Origin of the sequence: Streptomyces sp. NPDC015346, assembly GCF_043078785.1 — a bacterium.
GTDB lineage: Bacteria > Actinomycetota > Actinomycetes > Streptomycetales > Streptomycetaceae > Streptomyces.
Genome location: NZ_JBIBTW010000001.1, coordinates 204411 through 221220, shown reverse-complemented (window position 1 = coordinate 221220; position 16810 = coordinate 204411). Strand labels below are relative to the sequence as shown.

At 71.0% G+C, this 16810-nt stretch carries 14 protein-coding genes and 1 tRNA gene; 9 read left to right on the top strand and 6 right to left on the bottom strand.

Features of this window, described 5'->3' with window-relative positions:
* Positions 1-4 precede the first annotated feature (4 nt).
* The gene (locus ACF06X_RS01045; protein WP_392285055.1) at positions 5-283 is read right to left on the bottom strand and encodes a DUF397 domain-containing protein; all 279 of its coding nucleotides are present in this window, start codon (positions 281-283) and stop codon (positions 5-7) included.
* Positions 243-1091 carry a Scr1 family TA system antitoxin-like transcriptional regulator gene (locus ACF06X_RS01040; RefSeq protein ID WP_392285054.1) on the bottom strand — a complete coding sequence of 283 codons (849 nt, stop codon included), beginning with the start codon at positions 1089-1091 and terminating at the stop codon, positions 243-245. Before ACF06X_RS01040 ends, ACF06X_RS01045 begins: the two co-directional genes overlap by 41 nt.
* A gap of 177 nt (positions 1092-1268) precedes the next feature.
* Between ACF06X_RS01040 and ACF06X_RS01035 the strand changes: the two genes are divergently transcribed.
* On the top strand, positions 1269-2321 hold the full coding sequence (locus ACF06X_RS01035; protein ID WP_392285053.1) for an ABC transporter substrate-binding protein: 1053 nt from the start codon (positions 1269-1271) through the stop codon (positions 2319-2321).
* 4 nt (positions 2322-2325) lie between these two features.
* On the top strand, positions 2326-3171 hold the full coding sequence (locus ACF06X_RS01030) for a siderophore-interacting protein (RefSeq protein WP_392285052.1): 846 nt from the start codon (positions 2326-2328) through the stop codon (positions 3169-3171).
* 100 nt (positions 3172-3271) lie between these two features.
* Here the strand turns inward: ACF06X_RS01030 and ACF06X_RS01025 are convergent, their stop codons facing one another.
* A complete protein-coding gene (locus ACF06X_RS01025) occupies positions 3272-4921 on the bottom strand; it encodes a beta-N-acetylhexosaminidase (RefSeq protein WP_392285051.1) in 1650 nt (549 codons plus the stop codon).
* A gap of 211 nt (positions 4922-5132) precedes the next feature.
* On the opposite strand from ACF06X_RS01025, the gene ACF06X_RS01020 reads away from it, so the two are divergent.
* Positions 5133-5408, top strand: coding sequence for a hypothetical protein (locus ACF06X_RS01020; protein ID WP_392285050.1), 276 nt, complete (start codon positions 5133-5135; stop codon positions 5406-5408).
* A gap of 41 nt (positions 5409-5449) precedes the next feature.
* Positions 5450-7267 carry a glutamine--fructose-6-phosphate transaminase (isomerizing) gene (gene glmS / locus ACF06X_RS01015; protein ID WP_392285049.1) on the top strand — a complete coding sequence of 606 codons (1818 nt, stop codon included), beginning with the start codon at positions 5450-5452 and terminating at the stop codon, positions 7265-7267.
* A 91-nt stretch (positions 7268-7358) separates the two neighbouring features.
* On the opposite strand, the gene ACF06X_RS01010 is transcribed toward glmS, so the two are convergent.
* Together ACF06X_RS01010 and ACF06X_RS01005 are read right to left on the bottom strand one after the other, a co-directional pair.
* Positions 7359-7925, bottom strand: a complete 567-nt coding sequence (locus ACF06X_RS01010) for a GPR1/FUN34/YaaH family transporter (protein WP_392285048.1) — start codon at positions 7923-7925, stop codon at positions 7359-7361.
* 167 nt (positions 7926-8092) lie between these two features.
* On the bottom strand, positions 8093-8614 hold the full coding sequence (locus ACF06X_RS01005; protein WP_392285047.1) for a universal stress protein: 522 nt from the start codon (positions 8612-8614) through the stop codon (positions 8093-8095).
* A 457-nt stretch (positions 8615-9071) separates the two neighbouring features.
* On the opposite strand from ACF06X_RS01005, the gene ACF06X_RS01000 reads away from it, so the two are divergent.
* The 5 genes from ACF06X_RS01000 (at position 9072) to ACF06X_RS00980 (ending at position 13927) form a co-directional block, all read left to right on the top strand.
* Entirely contained in the window at positions 9072-9350 is a 279-nt protein-coding gene (locus tag ACF06X_RS01000) for a hypothetical protein (protein WP_392285927.1), read from the top strand.
* Positions 9351-9823: 473 nt separating this feature from the next.
* The gene (locus tag ACF06X_RS00995; protein ID WP_392285046.1) at positions 9824-10993 is read left to right on the top strand and encodes a helix-turn-helix domain-containing protein; all 1170 of its coding nucleotides are present in this window, start codon (positions 9824-9826) and stop codon (positions 10991-10993) included.
* A gap of 125 nt (positions 10994-11118) precedes the next feature.
* The gene (gene orn / locus ACF06X_RS00990; RefSeq protein ID WP_158987586.1) at positions 11119-11721 is read left to right on the top strand and encodes an oligoribonuclease; all 603 of its coding nucleotides are present in this window, start codon (positions 11119-11121) and stop codon (positions 11719-11721) included.
* A gap of 116 nt (positions 11722-11837) precedes the next feature.
* Positions 11838-11910, top strand: a tRNA-His gene (locus tag ACF06X_RS00985).
* A gap of 133 nt (positions 11911-12043) precedes the next feature.
* Positions 12044-13927: a rhamnogalacturonan lyase gene (locus ACF06X_RS00980; RefSeq protein WP_392285045.1), complete on the top strand. Its 1884-nt coding sequence runs from the start codon at positions 12044-12046 to the stop codon at positions 13925-13927.
* Here the strand turns inward: ACF06X_RS00980 and ACF06X_RS00975 are convergent.
* On the bottom strand, positions 13914-16592 hold the full coding sequence (locus ACF06X_RS00975) for a cellulose binding domain-containing protein (protein ID WP_392285044.1): 2679 nt from the start codon (positions 16590-16592) through the stop codon (positions 13914-13916). The genes ACF06X_RS00980 and ACF06X_RS00975 overlap by 14 nt on opposite strands.
* Between the last annotated feature and the right edge of the window lie 218 nt (positions 16593-16810).

Sequence of the window (16810 nt, the reverse complement as noted above, 5' to 3'; positions counted from 1 at the left end):
AGGCTCAGCCCAGGCGCCCCTCGACCGTCGCGGCCACGAACGCGGCAAACGCGTCCGGCGTGGCCAGGAAGGCGGGTCCCTCGGGGTTCTTGGAGTCCCGGACGGCGACATGGGCGGCGAGGTCGGCGACCTCGACGCAGTCGCCGCCCGTGTCGCCGCTGTACGAGGACTTACGCCAGGCGGCGGCGCCGAGCGGGGCGCACTCGACACAGTTGCCGCCCGTGTCGCCGCTGTACGAGGACTTACGCCAGCTCGCGCCCGTCAGGTTCTGGTTGGTCCCCATAACACTCCTCCATTACGCGGGCGATCAGTGCGGCCGAGTCGTCCACGGAGAGGGCGGCGGCCTGAAGGTGATCGTAACGGAGCGAACCCTCCCTGATAGCTGTCGGATTGGCCGTCATGTGCCCCTGGACGAAGTCCTCCGTGTAGACGATGTCGGGGTCGTCCTCGAAGCGCAGCAGAGTGAACTCTCCCATCAACCCCGGGTGCGCTCCCGCCTCGAACGGCAGGATCTGGATCTTCAACCACTCCCTCTCCTGCATCGCCAACAAGTGGGCGAGTTGCTTCCGCATGACGGCCCGGCCGCCGATCTCCTGGCGCAGCACCGCCTCGCTCATCACCACCCAGACCAAGGGAGGTGTCTCCCGATCCAGGATCCGCTGGCGCTCGATTCGGGCAGCGACCTTGGCGTCGACGTCGTCCTCGGTCCGGGCGCCCAGGACCGCTCGCGCATAGTCGGGCGTCTGAAGAAGGCCGTAGACCAGTTGCGGCTGGAACGTGGAGACATAGGCCGCCTTCGCCTCCATCTCCGCGTACGGCTGGAACCAGTTCGGCAGTTGGCTCCGCAGAACCAGCCCCACCAGCCGCGTGAACACCCCGCCCGTCATCAGCGCCGCGTCCAACTGCTCCGAGAACCGCCGCGTCGGAACCTTCTTCGCAGTCTCGATCTGGCCGATCAGCGAAGCCGTACAGAAGACGATGTCGCCCAACTGGCCCTGATTGAGGCCCGCCTCCTCCCTCAACCGCCGGAGCTCCGCTCCGTAGTAGTCCAGCGGCGAGGCGCTGGGATCCAGGCTCCGGATGTTGACCACGACGAGGTCACCCCCAAGTTACGCATCACTGCGCTCATTTCGGTCCGTAGCCGAGCGTAACCACCCCACTCCGCTCCGGTGGCGTGAATCCCGCAATCCCACCCCTACGATCCACGGAAAGTGAGGTTAGGCTACCCTTCCTTCGACTTGCCCACCTGCACGGAAAGCGACTTCGCCATGCCCAGCACCGCCCGAGCCACGGCCACCCACCTCACCCGTCGCGGCCTTCTCGCCGCGGGCGGCGCGCTCGGGATCGGCGCCGCTCTCGCCGCCTGTGGCAGCGAGACGCAGGGCGGTTCCTCCGCCGGCGCGTCCGAGAAGGGCGGCCCGTGGAAGTTCACCGACGACCGGGGGACGGTCGTCGAGGCGAAGTCCACCCCGAAGAACATCGTCGCCTTCACCGGCACCGCCGCCGCCCTGAAGGACTTCGGCATCGAGGTCAAGGGCGTCTTCGGCCCGACCTACGTGGAGGACCCGAAGACCAAGGAGAAGAAGCCGGACGTCCAGGCCGGTGACCTCGACATCGCGAAGGTCAAGGTCATCGGGAACGTCTGGGGAGAGTTCAAGATCGAGGAGTACCTCAAGCTCAACCCGGACGTCCTCATCACGGACATGTGGGAGAAGAACGACCTCTGGTACGTCCCGGCCGAGCAGAAGGACAAGATCCTCAAGATCGCCCCGAGCGTCGCCCTCTGGGCCGCCGACAGGTCGATGCCGGCCGTGCTCCAGCGCCACGCCGACCTCGCCGCCTCTCTCGGCGCCGATGTGAAGACCAAGCAGATCCTCGCCGACAAGGCCCGCTTCGAGGCGGCCGCCGAGCGCGTCCGTCAGGCCGCCAAGGGCAAGAAGGACATCAAGGTCCTGATCGGTTCCGGCTCTCCCGACCTCTTCTACGTCTCCACGCCGGTCCGGCCGACCGACACGCTCTACTTCAAGGAGCTGGGCGTCAACCTGGTCGTCCCCACCAAGCTGGACCAGGGCGGCTGGTTCGAGGGGCTGAGCTGGGAGAACGTCGACAAGTACCAGGCCGACGTCATCATGCTCGACAACCGCACTTCCGCCCTGCAGCCGGAGGCCCTGAAGGCCAAGCCGACGTGGGCCGCGCTGCCCGCCGTCAAGGCGGGTCAGGTCATCCCGCGGGTGACCGAGCCGATCTACTCGTACGCCAAGTGCGCCCCGCTCCTGGAGGACCTGGCCAAGGCCCTGGAGAACGCGAAGAAGGTGTCCTGACCCGATGACGACCGCCGCCGAGACCGCCCCGTTCCAGTTCTTCTCCCTCCGGGTCGACCGGACGCGGCGGCTCGGTCCGTCCCTGGTCCGGGTCACGTTCACGGGTGAGGACCTGAAGTCCTTCGCCTCCGGGGGCCGCGACCAGTCGCTCTCCCTCTTTCTCCCGCACCCCGGCCAGGACGCGCCCGTCCTGCCGCCGCTGGACGACCCGGACATGTACGCGATCCTCGGCGCCTGGCGGGCGATGCCCGCCGACGAGCGCGCGGTGATGCGTTCGTACACCGTCCGGGAGCAGCGCACCGAGCCGCGCCCCGAGGTCGACATCGACTTCGCGCTGCACGCGGACGGCGGGCCCGCCTGCCGCTGGGCGCAGCGCGCCGAGCCGGGCGACAAGGTGGTCGTACTCGGTCCGGCGGTCGCCGCCAACACCGGTGTCCGCTTCCAGTTGCCGGCCGACGCCGATTCCGTACTGATCTGGGCGGACGAGACGGCGCTGCCGGCCGCCGCCGCGATTCTCGAGTGGCTGCCGGCCCGGATCCGGGCGCGGGTCTACCTCGAAGTCCCGTACTCCGGCGACCGCGCGGAGCTCGCGACCGAGGCCGACGCCACGATCACCTGGCTCGTACGGGAGGAGGGCGCGCCCCGCGCCGTGGACGCGGTGCGCGGCGCCGAGCTGCCCGGTGAGGCGCCGTACGTCTGGCTGGCGGGCGAGTCCGGATCCGTGAAAGCGCTGCGCCGGCACTTCGTGAACGAACGCCGGCTCGACCGGCGGCGCGTGACGTTCGTCGGCTACTGGCGCAGGGGTCTGTCCGAGGACGCCCTGCGCGAGGCGCCGGAGGACGAGGCGTGACGGAGGCGCCCCCGGCTCCATGAGCAGGCGGGCTCCCCGGAGTACGGTCCTCCGGGGAGCCCGTCAACGCCGCGTCATCACCCCGTCATCGCCCCCGTCATCACCCCGCGGGCCACGGAACCTGTGGTGAGCGGTAGTAGTCGATCCCGAGCGCCTCGAACCTCGGGCCCTGCGCCGCGAGCCGTACCTTGTACGTCTCCCAGTCGTGCGTGGCCGCCGGGGACCAGCCCAGCTCCGCCACGCCCGGCAGGCGCGGGAAGGCCATCTGGTCGATGTGGGCGTTCTCGGAGACGGTCTCCGTCCACAGCGGCGCCTCGACGCCCTTGACGGCTTCGGCGGGCGCGCCCGGCAGGTAGGCGGCCGGGTTCCAGTCGTAGGACCGCTGGACCTCGACGTATCCCGCCCAGGCCAGGCCCAGCTTGGTCTCCTTGGTGTACTTCATGTCGAGGTAGACCCGGTCGGCGGGCGACAGGATCAGCCCGGTGCCGTTCCGCGCGGCGGCCGCGACCTGCTCCTTCTCCGCCGGGCTCGTCCGGTCCAGGCCCCAGTACTGCGCGAGCGCGCCCTTCGCCGGCGTGGCCCCGGTCAGCTGGTGCCAGCCGACGACGGTCTTGCCGTACTTCGCGACGATCGGCTGGACCTTGTCCATGAAGGCGACGTAGTCCTCGTGGGTGGTGGAGTGCGCCTCGTCGCCGCCGATGTGGAGGTACTTGCCGGGGGTGAGCTCGGCGATCTCCCGGATCACGTCGTCCACGAAGTCGTACGTGATCGGCTTCGGCACGCACAGCGAGCTGAAGCCGACGCTCGTACCGGTGTAGAGCGGCGGGGCGACGCCGTCGCAGTTCAGCTCGGCGTAGGAGGCGAGGGCGGCGTTGGTGTGGCCGGGGAGGTCGATCTCGGGGACGACCTCCTGGTGGCGGGAGGCGGCGTAGCGGACGATCTCCCGGTAGTCGTCCTTGGTGTAGTAGCCGCCGGGTCCGCCGCCGACCTGGGTGGAGCCGCCGTAGGTGGCCAGGCGCGGCCAGGAGTCGATCGCGATGCGCCAGCCCTGGTCGTCGGAGAGGTGCAGGTGCAGCTTGTTGACCTTGTAGAGGGCGAGCTGGTCGATGTAGCGCTTGACCTGGTCGACGGTGAAGAAGTGGCGGGAGACGTCGAGCATGGCGCCCCGGTAGGCGTAGCGCGGGGTGTCGGAGATGGAGCCGCCCGCGACCTTCCAGGGGCCGGGCTGCACGGTGTCCTTCTCGACGGCGGCGGGGAGCTGCTGGCGCAGGGTCTGGACGCCGCGGAAGAGCCCGGTGGGCCGGTGGGCGGTGAGGGTGATGCCGCCGCGGCCCGACTGGAGCCGGTAGCCCTCGTCGCCGAGCGCCCGGTCGCCGGGGCTGAGGCGGAGCAGGATGCCGCCGCGGGCCTCGTCCTCGTCGACGACGGGCAGCGGGTGGCCGGTGGAGGGGCGGAGCAGTCCGGCGAGGTAGTCGCCGACCGCGCGGGACTCGCGGGAGTCCACGTCGACGCGGATGCGGGTGGCGGCGGTGATCGCGTACGGGGATCCGCCGGGGGTCACGGAGGCGGGGGCTGGGACGATCTGGCCGAGGGGCCGGACGTCGGGTGCGGCGCTCCCGTCGGCGGTGGTGGCGGTGGCGGCGGTGGTGCGGGCGGTGGGGGCTGCCGCGGCGCAGGAGATGCCTGCCGCCGTGACCAGCAGCAGGGCACCGAGAACACGCGGGAACGTTCTGCGCTGTCTCACGGGCATGGTCCCTTTCGACGGGCTTCGCGACTCCGGTCACTCCGGCTCATGCGACTCCGGTTATGCGTATCCGAACAGTCACCATGCGTACCGTGCACCCCTCCTGCGGTCAAGGTGTAGACCAATTCGGCCCTACAGAGTGGCGATCATGGAGCGGTCTGCCCGATTCCGGGCAGAAATCTTGCGCAGACCCCCGGGTACCCCTCAGTATTCACGGGTGCTCGAACGCCGCCCGTCGCATGACGACCTCATCGACCACCTGGTGCGCAGCACCGCGCTCCAGCGCGGTGAGGCCGCCCGGGTGATTCTCGACGTGCTGGCGTACTTCGACGAGTCGACCGAGGACTTCGTCCGCCGCCGCCACCGCGAACTGCAGTCCGGCGGAGCCGTCAACGCCGAGATCTTCGAACGCATCGCGGCCGAGCTGCCGTACCGCGCCGTGGCGCCGCCGGAGCTCTCGCTCCGGCAGCTGCGACGCATCGTCTACGGCTGAGCGGCCGAGCACACCCACTGACTTGGAGGGGTTACACCTTTATGTGCGGAATTGTCGGTTACATCGGAAAGCGCGACGTGGCCCCGCTGCTCCTTGAGGGGCTGCAGCGGCTGGAGTACCGGGGGTACGACTCCGCCGGCATCGTCATCACCAGCCCGAAGGCCGCCGGCCTGAAGATGGTCAAGGCCAAGGGCCGGGTCCGTGACCTGGAGGCCCGTGTCCCCAAGCGCTTCACCGGCACCACCGGCATCGCCCACACCCGCTGGGCCACCCACGGCGCGCCCAGCGACATCAACTCGCACCCGCACCTGGACCCCGAGAACAAGGTCGCGGTCGTCCACAACGGCATCGTCGACAACGCGCAGGAGCTGCGCGCGAAGCTGGAGGCGGACGGCGTCGTCTTCGCGTCCGAGACCGACACCGAGGTCATCACGCACCTCATCGCCCGTTCCCAGGCCACCTCCCTGGAGGAGAAGGTCCGCGAGGCGCTCAAGGTCATCGAGGGCACCTACGGCATCGCCGTGATGCACGCCGACTTCAACGACCGCATCGTGGTGGCCCGCAACGGCTCCCCGGTCGTCCTCGGCATCGGTGAGAAGGAGATGTTCGTCGCCTCCGACGTCGCCGCCCTGATCGCCCACACCCGCCAGGTCGTCACCCTCGACGACGGCGAGATGGCCACGCTCAAGGCCGACGACTTCCGCACGTACACGACCTCGGGCGCCTCGACGACGGCCACCCCCGAGACCGTGGAGTGGGAGGCCGCCTCCTACGACATGGGCGGCCACGACACGTACATGCACAAGGAGATCTCCGAGCAGCCCGACGCGGTCGACCGCGTGCTGCGCGGCCGGATCGACGACCGCTTCTCCACCGTCCACCTCGGCGGCCTGAACCTGGACGCCCGCGAGGCCCGCACCATCCGCCGGATCAAGATCCTCGGCTGCGGCACCTCGTACCACGCCGGTCTCATCGGCGCCGGTCTCATCGAGTCCATGGCCCGCATCCCCGCCGACGCCGAGCCGGCCTCGGAGTTCCGCTACCGCAACCCGGTCGTGGACCCCGACACCCTCTACATCGCCGTCTCCCAGTCCGGTGAGACGTACGACGTGCTGGCCGCCGTCCAGGAGCTCAAGCGCAAGGGCGCCCGCGTCCTCGGCGTCGTCAACGTCGTCGGCTCGGCGATCGCCCGCGAGGCCGACGGCGGCGTGTACGTCCACGCCGGCCCGGAGGTCTGCGTCGTCTCCACCAAGTGCTTCACCAACACGGTCGTCGCCTTCGCGCTGCTCGCCCTGCACCTCGGCCGCATCCGCGACCTGTCGGTGACCGACGGCAAGCGGATCATCGAGGGGCTGCGCAAGCTGCCCGCGCAGATCAGCGAGATCCTCGAGACCGAGGAAGAGATCAAGAAGATCGCCGAGGCGTACGCCGGCGCCCAGTCGATGATGTTCATCGGCCGCGTGCGGGGCTACCCCGTGGCCCTGGAGGCCTCCCTGAAGCTCAAGGAGATCTCGTACATCCACGCGGAGGCCTACCCGGCCTCCGAGCTGAAGCACGGCCCCCTCGCGCTGATCGAGCCGGCCCTGCCGACGGTCGCCATCGTCCCCAACGACGACCTGCTGGAGAAGAACCGCGCCGCCCTGGAGGAGATCAAGGCCCGCAGCGGCCGCATCCTCGCGGTCGCCCACCAGCCGCAGGAGAAGGCCGACCACACCATCGTCGTGCCGAAGAACGAGGACGAGCTGGACCCGATCCTGATGGGCATCCCGCTCCAGCTCCTCGCCTACCACACGGCGCTCGCCATGGGCCGCGACATCGACAAGCCGCGCAACCTGGCCAAGTCCGTCACGGTCGAGTAGCACCCTCCGGGCCTGTCCCCCGGAGACTCGACCCGACACAGAAGCGGTCCCCGCGCACGGCGTGCGCGGGGACCGCTTCTTTCTGTGGGTGTCAGCCCGTGGCAGGGGCGCCTCGGCGGGTGGCGCGGCCGAGGGAGGTGGGCCAGTGGGCCACCGCCGCCGTCGCGCCGTACCAGGCGGCGAGGCCGGCGACCGCGGCGAGCCAGCCGCCCGCCTTGGCGAGACCGCCGTGGTCCGCGAAGGTGCCTATGCCGAGCAGCAGCAGCGCCACGAACAGCACTCCGTACACGCCCTGTCCGAAGAGACCGCTGCCCTTCGCCGCCATCGTCAGCGTGAGCGCCAGCAGCGCCCACAGCAGCAGGAACAGGCCGGCCGCCTCGGCCGACGCGTCACCGCCGACCCCGGTGCCCCAGGTGAACCAGAAGGCGCCGAGCGCCGAATAGGCCGTGCCCGTACCGCCGTCGCCCGCGCGCAGGGCGAGGAGGCCGACCAGGAAGAGCGCCACTCCGCCGACCCAGGTGGCGAGGGCTGCGGCGTCCGACGCCGCGACGTTGTCGATCACGCCGGTGCTGCCGATGCCGAAGGCCAGCAAGGTCAGTCCGAGCGCGAGGTGGCCGAGAGTGGAAGTGGTGTTTCCCGCGGCGACTTCGTTGTCCACGGCGGGCTCCCTTCAGATGTGCGGTGTTGCCGCTGAGCTGCTTGTTCCGGTGACCTTTATCTACCCTTCACAAGCACACAAATCACCTCGCGATGGCGTGATTTATCGCGAGACAAAGGGAGTTGACGAGGCTTCGGGAGGAGCTACGGGACCGGTTGCGGGTCTGGCTACGGGATGACGACGACCGGACGCTGCGCCCGCTTCGCGAGCCGTCCGGCGACCGAGCCGAAGATGCGGCCGACGATGCCGTGCGTGGAGCCGACCACGATCGCGTCGGCCGAGTACTCGCGGCCGACCTCCTCCAGTTCATGACAGATGTCGCCGCCGCGCTCCACGAGGATCCAGGGCACCTCGGCGAGGTAGTCCGCGCAGGCCAGCTCCAGGCCCAGCACCTCGGTGCGGTGGTCCGGGACGTCGACGAAGACCGGCGGCTCGCAGCCCGCCCAGACGGTGGTGGGCAGCCGGTTGGCGACATGCACGATGATCAGCCCGGAACCGGAACGGCGGGCCATGCCGATGGCGTACGCGAGGGCTCGCTCGCTGGACGTCGAGCCGTCGAAGCCGACGACCACCCCGTGCCGGAAGGCGGGATCACAGGAGTGACGTGGCTGTTCGGCCGCGAGGGGGTCGACCGTGGAGTCGGCGACGCGCTTGCGGTCCGCGGGTTCGGAGAATTCGTGACCGGCCATCGGTGTCTCGGCGAAGAAGATCCTCGTGGGAAGGAGCGGGGGACGAACAACGGTTGGCGGTGGAGTTGTGTCCGGGAATCATCTTCCCAACCCCATACCCCCAAGGGTACGGCGACACTCCTCTCCTGCCCAGAGCCTGCCGTGCCGCACACGCCGCTCGCGCGGCGTTCAAGGGAGCATGCACGAGCCCGTCCCGTTATGGCAATGCCGGTTGTGCCCTACAGCCGTCCGTACGGGGGCCGAACGGACGCCTCCCCCAGTGACCGGAACGTTCCGCTCCTCGTTCCCACAGGTCCACTCCGCCGTCGCAGGGAGCCCGCCCGTGCCCGCACCATCGGCCACCTCCGCCCACACCCCCGCCCACACCCCCGCCCACATCTCCACCCGCGCCTCCGACCGCCCCGCCGGGCCCGCTCCGTCGCGCGGGCGGCGCCGCGCCCCCGGCCGGTGGTCGACGGTGGAGTCCGCGGGGGGTGCGGGAGGTACGGGAGGTCCGGCCGCGGAGTCGGCCGGTGAGGTCGTCCGCTGGGCGGTGTTCTGCTGCGTCCTCGTCCCCGTCGTCCTCCTCGTCTACGGGACCTCGCTGGGCGGGGCCGCGGGCACGGCCCTCGGACTCGTCGCGGTGACGGCGGTCTGCCGGGTGCTGCTGCGCCGCTCGGAGCGCGGCCTGCGCGCGGAGGCCTCGGGACGTCACGGCCGGCACGCCCACGGAGCCCGCAACCACCGCTCCGACTGACCCGACCTGACAAACTCGTCCCCGGACCGGCCCCCAACCGACGCTGTCCGAAGTGGCCGGACAGTGTCGGACCTGACAGACCCCCCGTGGAGTTGACGGGTTCGCACACCCACACCCGTAGCTTTTCAGCCAACTTCCACTTACCGGCGAGTCCTTGGCGGAATGCCCCCTCAACCCCCCTGCCACCAGGCATGAAAGCCCCGCGAGGGTCGCTCACACCCTACGGGGACGGGCCATGCGCGCACGGCGCACTTCCCTGCGCGGCTCCCGAGTGGAACGCTTCGTGATCGAATGCTTCGCGCCAAGTTGCCTTGTCGACAATGTGCCGGATGGAGAACTTGTCACGCCGGCGCCACGGAACGCAGTAGATTCGATCATGGGTATCGAAGGCTGGGGTCTCGTGCAAAACCGAGGGGAAACGTGCAGGAGCGACAGGACCAGGGAGACGCGAACACCGAGGGGGGCTTAGCGTCATGAGCCAGGACTCCGCCGCACCGGAGGCCGCACGGAAGCTGTCCGGGCGCCGCCGTCGGGAAGTCGTCGCGGTGCTGCTGTTCAGCGGCGGCCCCATCTTCGAGAGCTCCATCCCGCTCTCCGTGTTCGGAATCGACCGGCAGGACGCCGGAGTGCCCCGCTACCGGCTGCTCGTGTGCGCCGGCGAGGACGGTCCGCTGCGGACCACCGGGGGGCTCGAACTGACCGCGCCGTACGGCCTGGACGCGATAAGCCGGGCCGGCACCGTCGTCGTACCGGCCTGGCGGTCGATCACCTCGCCGCCGCCGCCGGAGGCGCTCGACGCGCTGCGCCGGGCGCACGAGGAGGGGGCCAGGATCGTCGGGCTGTGCACCGGGGCCTTCGTCCTGGCCGCCGCCGGACTTCTTGACGGCCGGCCGGCGACCACGCACTGGATGTACGCGCCGACGCTCGCCAAGCGCTATCCGTCGGTCCACGTGGACCCGCGGGAGCTCTTCGTCGACGACGGGGACGTGCTGACCTCGGCCGGCACCGCGGCCGGAATCGATCTCTGTCTGCACATCGTGCGGACCGACCACGGCGCGGAGGCCGCGGGCGCGCTGGCGCGCCGGCTGGTCGTCCCGCCGCGGCGCAGCGGCGGCCAGGAGCGCTATCTCGACAGGTCTTTACCTGAGGAGATCGGCGCCGACCCGCTCGCGGAGGTCGTCGCCTGGGCGCTGGAGCACCTTCACGAGCAGTTCGACGTGGAGACGCTCGCGGCCCGCGCGTACATGTCACGGCGCACGTTCGACCGCCGGTTCCGCTCGCTGACGGGGTCCGCCCCGCTCCAGTGGCTGATCACCCAGCGGGTGCTGCAGGCGCAGCGGCTGCTCGAGACCTCCGACTACTCGGTCGACGAGGTCGCGGGACGCTGCGGCTTCCGCTCCCCGGTGGCGCTGCGCGGCCATTTCCGGCGCCAGCTCGGCTCCTCGCCGGCCGCCTACCGGGCGGCCTACCGGGCCCGGCGCCCGCAGTCCGAGACGTCGACGTCGGTGCTCGACCCGGTCGTGCCCGCCCAGGTGTCGTCGGGCGGACGGCGCCCGCCGGGACCGATGGAGGCGGGCAAGCCGCAATCGGACATGTACGCGTCCGGCCGCGCGGCCCTGCCGGGCCAGCGGAGCGCTCCATAGACCGCGCGCCACAAGCCGCGCACCACACGACGGGCGCCCGGGGACACCACCCCGGGCGCCCGTCGCCGTTCCCCCCGCCCCGCGCACCGACTCCGATCACCCACCGAACCCATAAGGTAGGACGCATGAACGATCGCATGGTGTGGATCGACTGCGAGATGACCGGGCTCTCGCTGACGGACGACGCACTCATCGAGGTGGCCGCGCTGGTCACCGACTCGGAACTGAACGTGCTCGGCGAAGGGGTGGACATCGTGATCCGCCCGCCGGACGCGGCGCTGGAGACCATGCCCGAGATCGTGCGCCGGATGCACACGTCCTCCGGCCTCCTCGACGCCCTCGCCGACGGCACCACCCTCGCCGACGCCGAGGCGCAGGTCCTCGCCTACGTACGCGAGCACGTGAAGGAGCCCCTCAAGGCACCCCTGTGCGGGAACTCGGTCTCCACCGACCGCGGCTTCCTCGCGCGGGACATGCCGGCTCTGGAGCGCCATCTGCACTACCGGATCGTCGATGTCTCCTCGGTCAAGGAGCTGGCCCGCCGCTGGTACCCGAGGGCGTACTTCAACAGTCCGGAGAAGAGCGGCAACCACCGCGCGCTCGCCGACATCCGTGAGTCCATCGCCGAGCTGCGCTACTACCGCGAGGCGATCTTCGTCCCGCAGCCCGGCCCGGACTCGGAGACCGCCAAGCAGATCGCCGCGCGCCACGTCCTGCCCGTGGAATGACCCCGGGCTCGCGCCCGCCGTGGACCCGCCGTCAATGCGGGCGCGAGCACCCCCCGGGACCCTGTAGACTTCTTCTCGGCCGGTCGGGGAAACCTTCGGGAAAACCGCCGGTCATGGTGGGTGTAGCTCAGCTGGTAGAGCACCTGGTTGTGGTCCAGGATGCCGCGGGTTCGAGTCCCGTCACTCACCCTTGTAGGTCAAGGCCCCGGTTCTTCGGAACCGGGGCCTTGTCGCATGTGGGGGCCGTACGAAGGGGGCAACCGATCCCGGACCGGCGGCGACTGTGAGGTACGCAACGTCTCTCTTCCTCACAGGAGGACTCGTGCAGCACCCGCAGCTCCCCCGCACCGCCCTGGCCGCGCTGACGGCCGCCGCCGTCCTCGCCGGCGTCGGGCTCGCCCTCACCACCACGACCGGCACCGCGAACGCCACCGCCGCGAACGTCACCGCCGCCGCCCGGCAGGCCGAGCGGCTCGACCGGGGCGTGGTCAGCGTCCACACCGGGACCGGCAACCTGGTGAGCTGGCGCTGGCTGGCCACCGACCCGGACACCGTCGCCTTCAACGTGTACCGGGCCGGTACGAAGGTGAACGCCGCCCCGGTCACCGCCTCCACCAACTACTTCCACGCCGGGGCCCCGAGCCACGCCGACTACACCGTCCGCGCCGTCGTCGGCGGGGTGGAGCAGGGCGACTCGGTGCACGCCGTCCAGTTCCGCGCCGGCTACAAGGACGTGCCGCTCACTCCCCCGGCCGGCGGCACCACCCCCGACGGGGTGGCGTACACCTACGAGGCCAACGACGCGTCCGTCGGCGACCTCGACGGCGACGGGGCGCTGGACTTCGTCCTCAAGTGGCAGCCGACCAACGCCAAGGACAACGCGCAGTCCGGATACACCGGCAACACGATCGTCGACGGGATCCGGCTCGACGGCACCCGGCTGTGGCGGATCGACCTCGGTCGCAACATCCGCTCGGGCGCGCACTACACGCAGTTCCAGGTGTACGACTACGACGGCGACGGCCGGGCCGAGGTGGCCATGAAGACCGCCGACGGGACGGTGGACGGGCGCGGCACGGTCATCGGCAGCGCCTCGGCCGACCACCGCAACAGCGGCGGGTACGTCCTGGCGGGCCCGGAGTACCTCACCATGTTCGACGGCCGCACCGGCGCCGCGCTCGGCACCACCGGGTACGTCCCGGCCCGGGGCACCGTCTCCTCCTGGGGTGACAACTACGGCAACCGGGCCGACCGCTTCCTGGCCGGGACCGCGTACCTGGACGGCGCCCGGCCCTCGCTCATCATGGCGCGCGGTTACTACACGCGGTCGGTGATCGCCGCGTGGGACTGGCGCGGCGGCGCGTTCACGCGGCGCTGGACCTTCGACTCGTCGAGCTCCACCAACGCCGGCAAGGGGTTCGACGGTCAGGGGTCGCACAGCCTGTCCGTGGGCGATGTCGACGGCGACGGCAGGGACGAGGTCGTGTACGGGTCGATGGCCGTGGACGACGACGGCGACGGCCTGTGGACGACGAGGACCGGTCACGGCGACGCCCAGCACCTCGGCGACCTCGACCCGGGGACGGCGGGCCTGGAGTACTTCAAGGTGTCCGAGTCGGCCTCCCAGCCGTCCCAGCTCTACATCGACCCGGCGACGGGCACGGTCCGCTGGCAGCTCGCCGCCTGCTGCGACAACGGGCGCGGGGTCGCGGGCGACATCTGGGCGGGCAACGACGGCGCCGAGGTGTGGTCGGCCTCCGACACCTCGGTACGGGACGAGGCGGGCGCCGCCAAGGGCCGCGAGCCCTCGTCCGCGAACTTCCTGAACTGGTGGGACGGCGACACCACCCGTGAGCTCCTCGACGGCACCCGGATCGACAAGTACGGCACGTCGGGCGAGACCCGTCTGCTGACCGGCGCCTCGGTCGCCTCCAACAACGGGACGAAGGCGACCCCGGCACTCTCCGGTGACATCCTCGGCGACTGGCGCGAGGAGGTCGTGTGGCGCACGGCGGACAACCGCGCGCTGCGGATCTACTCGACGCCGTACGAGACGGGCACGCGGATCACCACCCTGCTGCACGACACCATGTACCGCACGGGCCTCGCCTGGCAGAACACCGCCTACAACCAGCCCCCGCACCCGAGCTTCCACCTGGGCGCGGGCATGAGGCCCGCGCCCAGGCCGCTCGTCACGACGCCGTAGCGCGGCAGGTGATGCCGGTCGGGGGCGGATTCGCCCCCGACCAGGTGCCGTTGAAGCCGAAGGTGGCCGAACCGCCCACCGGTATCGCCGCGTTGTACGAGAGGGGCGAGGCCGTCGCCTCCGCGGCGGACTGGGTCACCGTGGCGTTCCAGGCCTGGGTGACGCGCTGGCCGGCCCCGTACGTCCAGCGGAGCGTCCAGCCGTTCAGCGGGGCGGTTCCCGTGTTGCGGACGGTGACCTGGGCGGTGAAGCCCGTCGTCCACTGGTTCTGGACGGTGTGGGTGGCCGCGCAGGCGCCGCTCGGCTGCGGCTCCGGCGGCGGTTCGGTGCCGCCGCCGGTCCCGGTCGTGTCGCCGTAGACGATGCCCCGCCCGTTGGTGGAGACGTACACCCGTCCGTAGATCCGCGGGTCGCCGGTGATGGCCGCGCCCGTCCAGCCCCACTGGTGGGCGTCGTCGTTGACCCGGACCCAGCTCGCGCCCGCGTCCGTGGAGCGGAAGATGCCGCGTACGCCGCCGATCTTCGCGCTGCTGTAGAGGGCCGGGTACGTGGCGCCGGGCGCCGCCTTGCCGAAGCCGATGGTGTCGGCCTGCTCGACCCCGGCGACGCGGGTGAAGCTCGCGCCCCCGTCGGTGGAGCGCCACAGGCCGTACGTGGCGTCGGGCGCGCCGCCCGCGAGCCAGATGTCGCCGGCCGCGCCCGGGGCCGCCTTGAAGCGGACGTTGCCCTTGGCCGGGAGGCCTGTCGCCTTCGCGGTGAAGGAGAGACCGCCGTCCTTGCTGACGTAGAAGGTGCCGGACGTGAAGCCGTAGAACGTCCTCGGGTCCACCCGGTCCGATTCGACGACCGCTCCCGCCGGGATCCCGGTCGACGCCGTCCAGGCGCTCCCCGCCCCGGTCCCGGTGTGGACGCCCGTACCGTCCGGGCTCCAGACGTAGCGGCTGCCGTCGGCCGCCGCCGCGACCGTGCCGCCGCCCGTGACGCCCGCCGGGTCCACGCCCGGCGACCAGGTGGCGCCGTTGTCGGACGAGAAGGCGATGTGCGGGCCGCTGTCCGCACTGCCCGCCCGCACCACCCGCGCGGGGGCGGCCTCCGCGAAGTCCAGGCTGGTGGTGCTGGTGAAGTTCGGCGAGGTGAACATCATCGAGGGGACCTTGGTGAGGTCGGTGTGGCGGAATCCGCCGATGTCGCCGAGCGCGCTGAGCAGCGGCGCCCCGGACGGCGGGGAGGCGAGGTCGTTGACCGCCGTCTCCTCCAGGCCCTGGACCATCGGCCTGATGGTGAAGGTGCCGCCGGTGTCCCACTGCCGGAGGTTCTCGGTGCCGTAGACCGTCGCGCCCGTGCCGTACATCATCCGGTCCGAGTCGAAGGGGTCGATCTCCAGGGCCTCCGTCATCCACCCCAGTTTCGGGGTCTGTTCGGGCGGCGCGGGGTTCGCGCCCCAGGTCAGCCACGGCACGGAGGAGACGTCCATGGTGTAGCGGTTGGTGCGGCTGGGGTACGAGGTGTAGTCCCAGGCCTTGGTCCAGGTGCCGCCGCTGTCCGTGGAGCGGAAGATCTGGGTGTCGGGCCACCAGGCGCTGTAGCCGGCGACCATGACGGTGCCGGGCCGCTGCCGGTCGACGGTCAGGCCGCTGAAGCCGTAGAAGGTGTCCGCCTCGGCGACGGGGCTGATGTCCGTCCACGCGCCGGTGGCCGTCGCGTACCGCCAGACCCGGCCCTTGCCGCCGTCGTACGGGCCGCCCTTGTCGCTGTACGCGAGGTAGAGGTGGCCGTTCTCGGCGTCGAGCACGCCCTTGTGGGCGAGGTGCCCGGTGGGCTGGCCGGGCAACCGGGTCCAGGTGGCCCCCGCGTCCGTGGAGCGGTAGACGGCGTTCTCCTTGTCGGCGACACCGACGTAGATGGTCCGGGTCGCCGCGCCGGGGGTGCCCGTGGACTCGTCGAAGGTGACCCAGACGATCCCCTGGTTGTCGGAGCCGTAGCCGCTGGTGTCCGACGGGTCCTGCTGGTAGTTCCCGGGGTTGGGGAAGGCGGTGACCTGCGACCAGGTGGCGCCGGAGTCGGTGGAGCGCCACAGGCCCTTGCCGCTGGGCGCGCCCAGGTACAGCACGCTGTTCCTGTGCGGGTCGATCGCGAGCCGCTCGCCCATGCCCCGGCCGGGCATGTTGCCGCCGAGCTTGAAGGGCAGGTCGGCCTTCCGCCAGGTGGCGCCCCGGTCGGCGGAGCGCAGCACGGCGCCGTTGCCCGGGTCCCAGTCGTTCGTGTACGTCCCGACGGCCGCGTAGACGCGGTCGGGGTCGACGGAGTCGGAGGCGAGGCCGATGACGCCGGTGTGGCCCCAGTGGTCCCAGTCGACCGCGTCGAGGAGCGGAGTCCAGGTCTTGGTGGACTGCTCCCAGCGGTAGGCGCCGCCGATGTCGGTGCGGGCGTAGGCGAGGTTCTTCTCGGTCCGGTTGAAGACGATGCCGGGGACGAAGCCGCCGCCGTCGATCCGGGCGTTCTTCCAGCTGTACGGGTCGGCGGCCCGGGTTCCGGCGGGTTCGGCGGCCCGGGTTCGGGGCGTTTCGGCCGGTTCGGCGGCGACGGCGGTGGTCGGTGGTATCGCGCCCGTGAGCAGTCCGGCGGCCAGGGCGAGCCCGGCCAGCAGTTGTCGTCCTGTGCGCATGGGGGTCCCCTCGAAGCGGGTATAGGAGGCATGGGAGCGCTCCCACTATTGAGTGGACGTCAGAACACGGTCAAGACACGTACGCAGTCGAAGACGTTCGACGGAGCGTGGACGCTCACCCGTTCGGCGGCCGTGCCGGGCTTCCCCGAAAGCCGCGCGCTAGCGTCGCCCCATGTCCGCGATCTCCACATTTATCCACCCCGGGCGCGGTGAGGCCA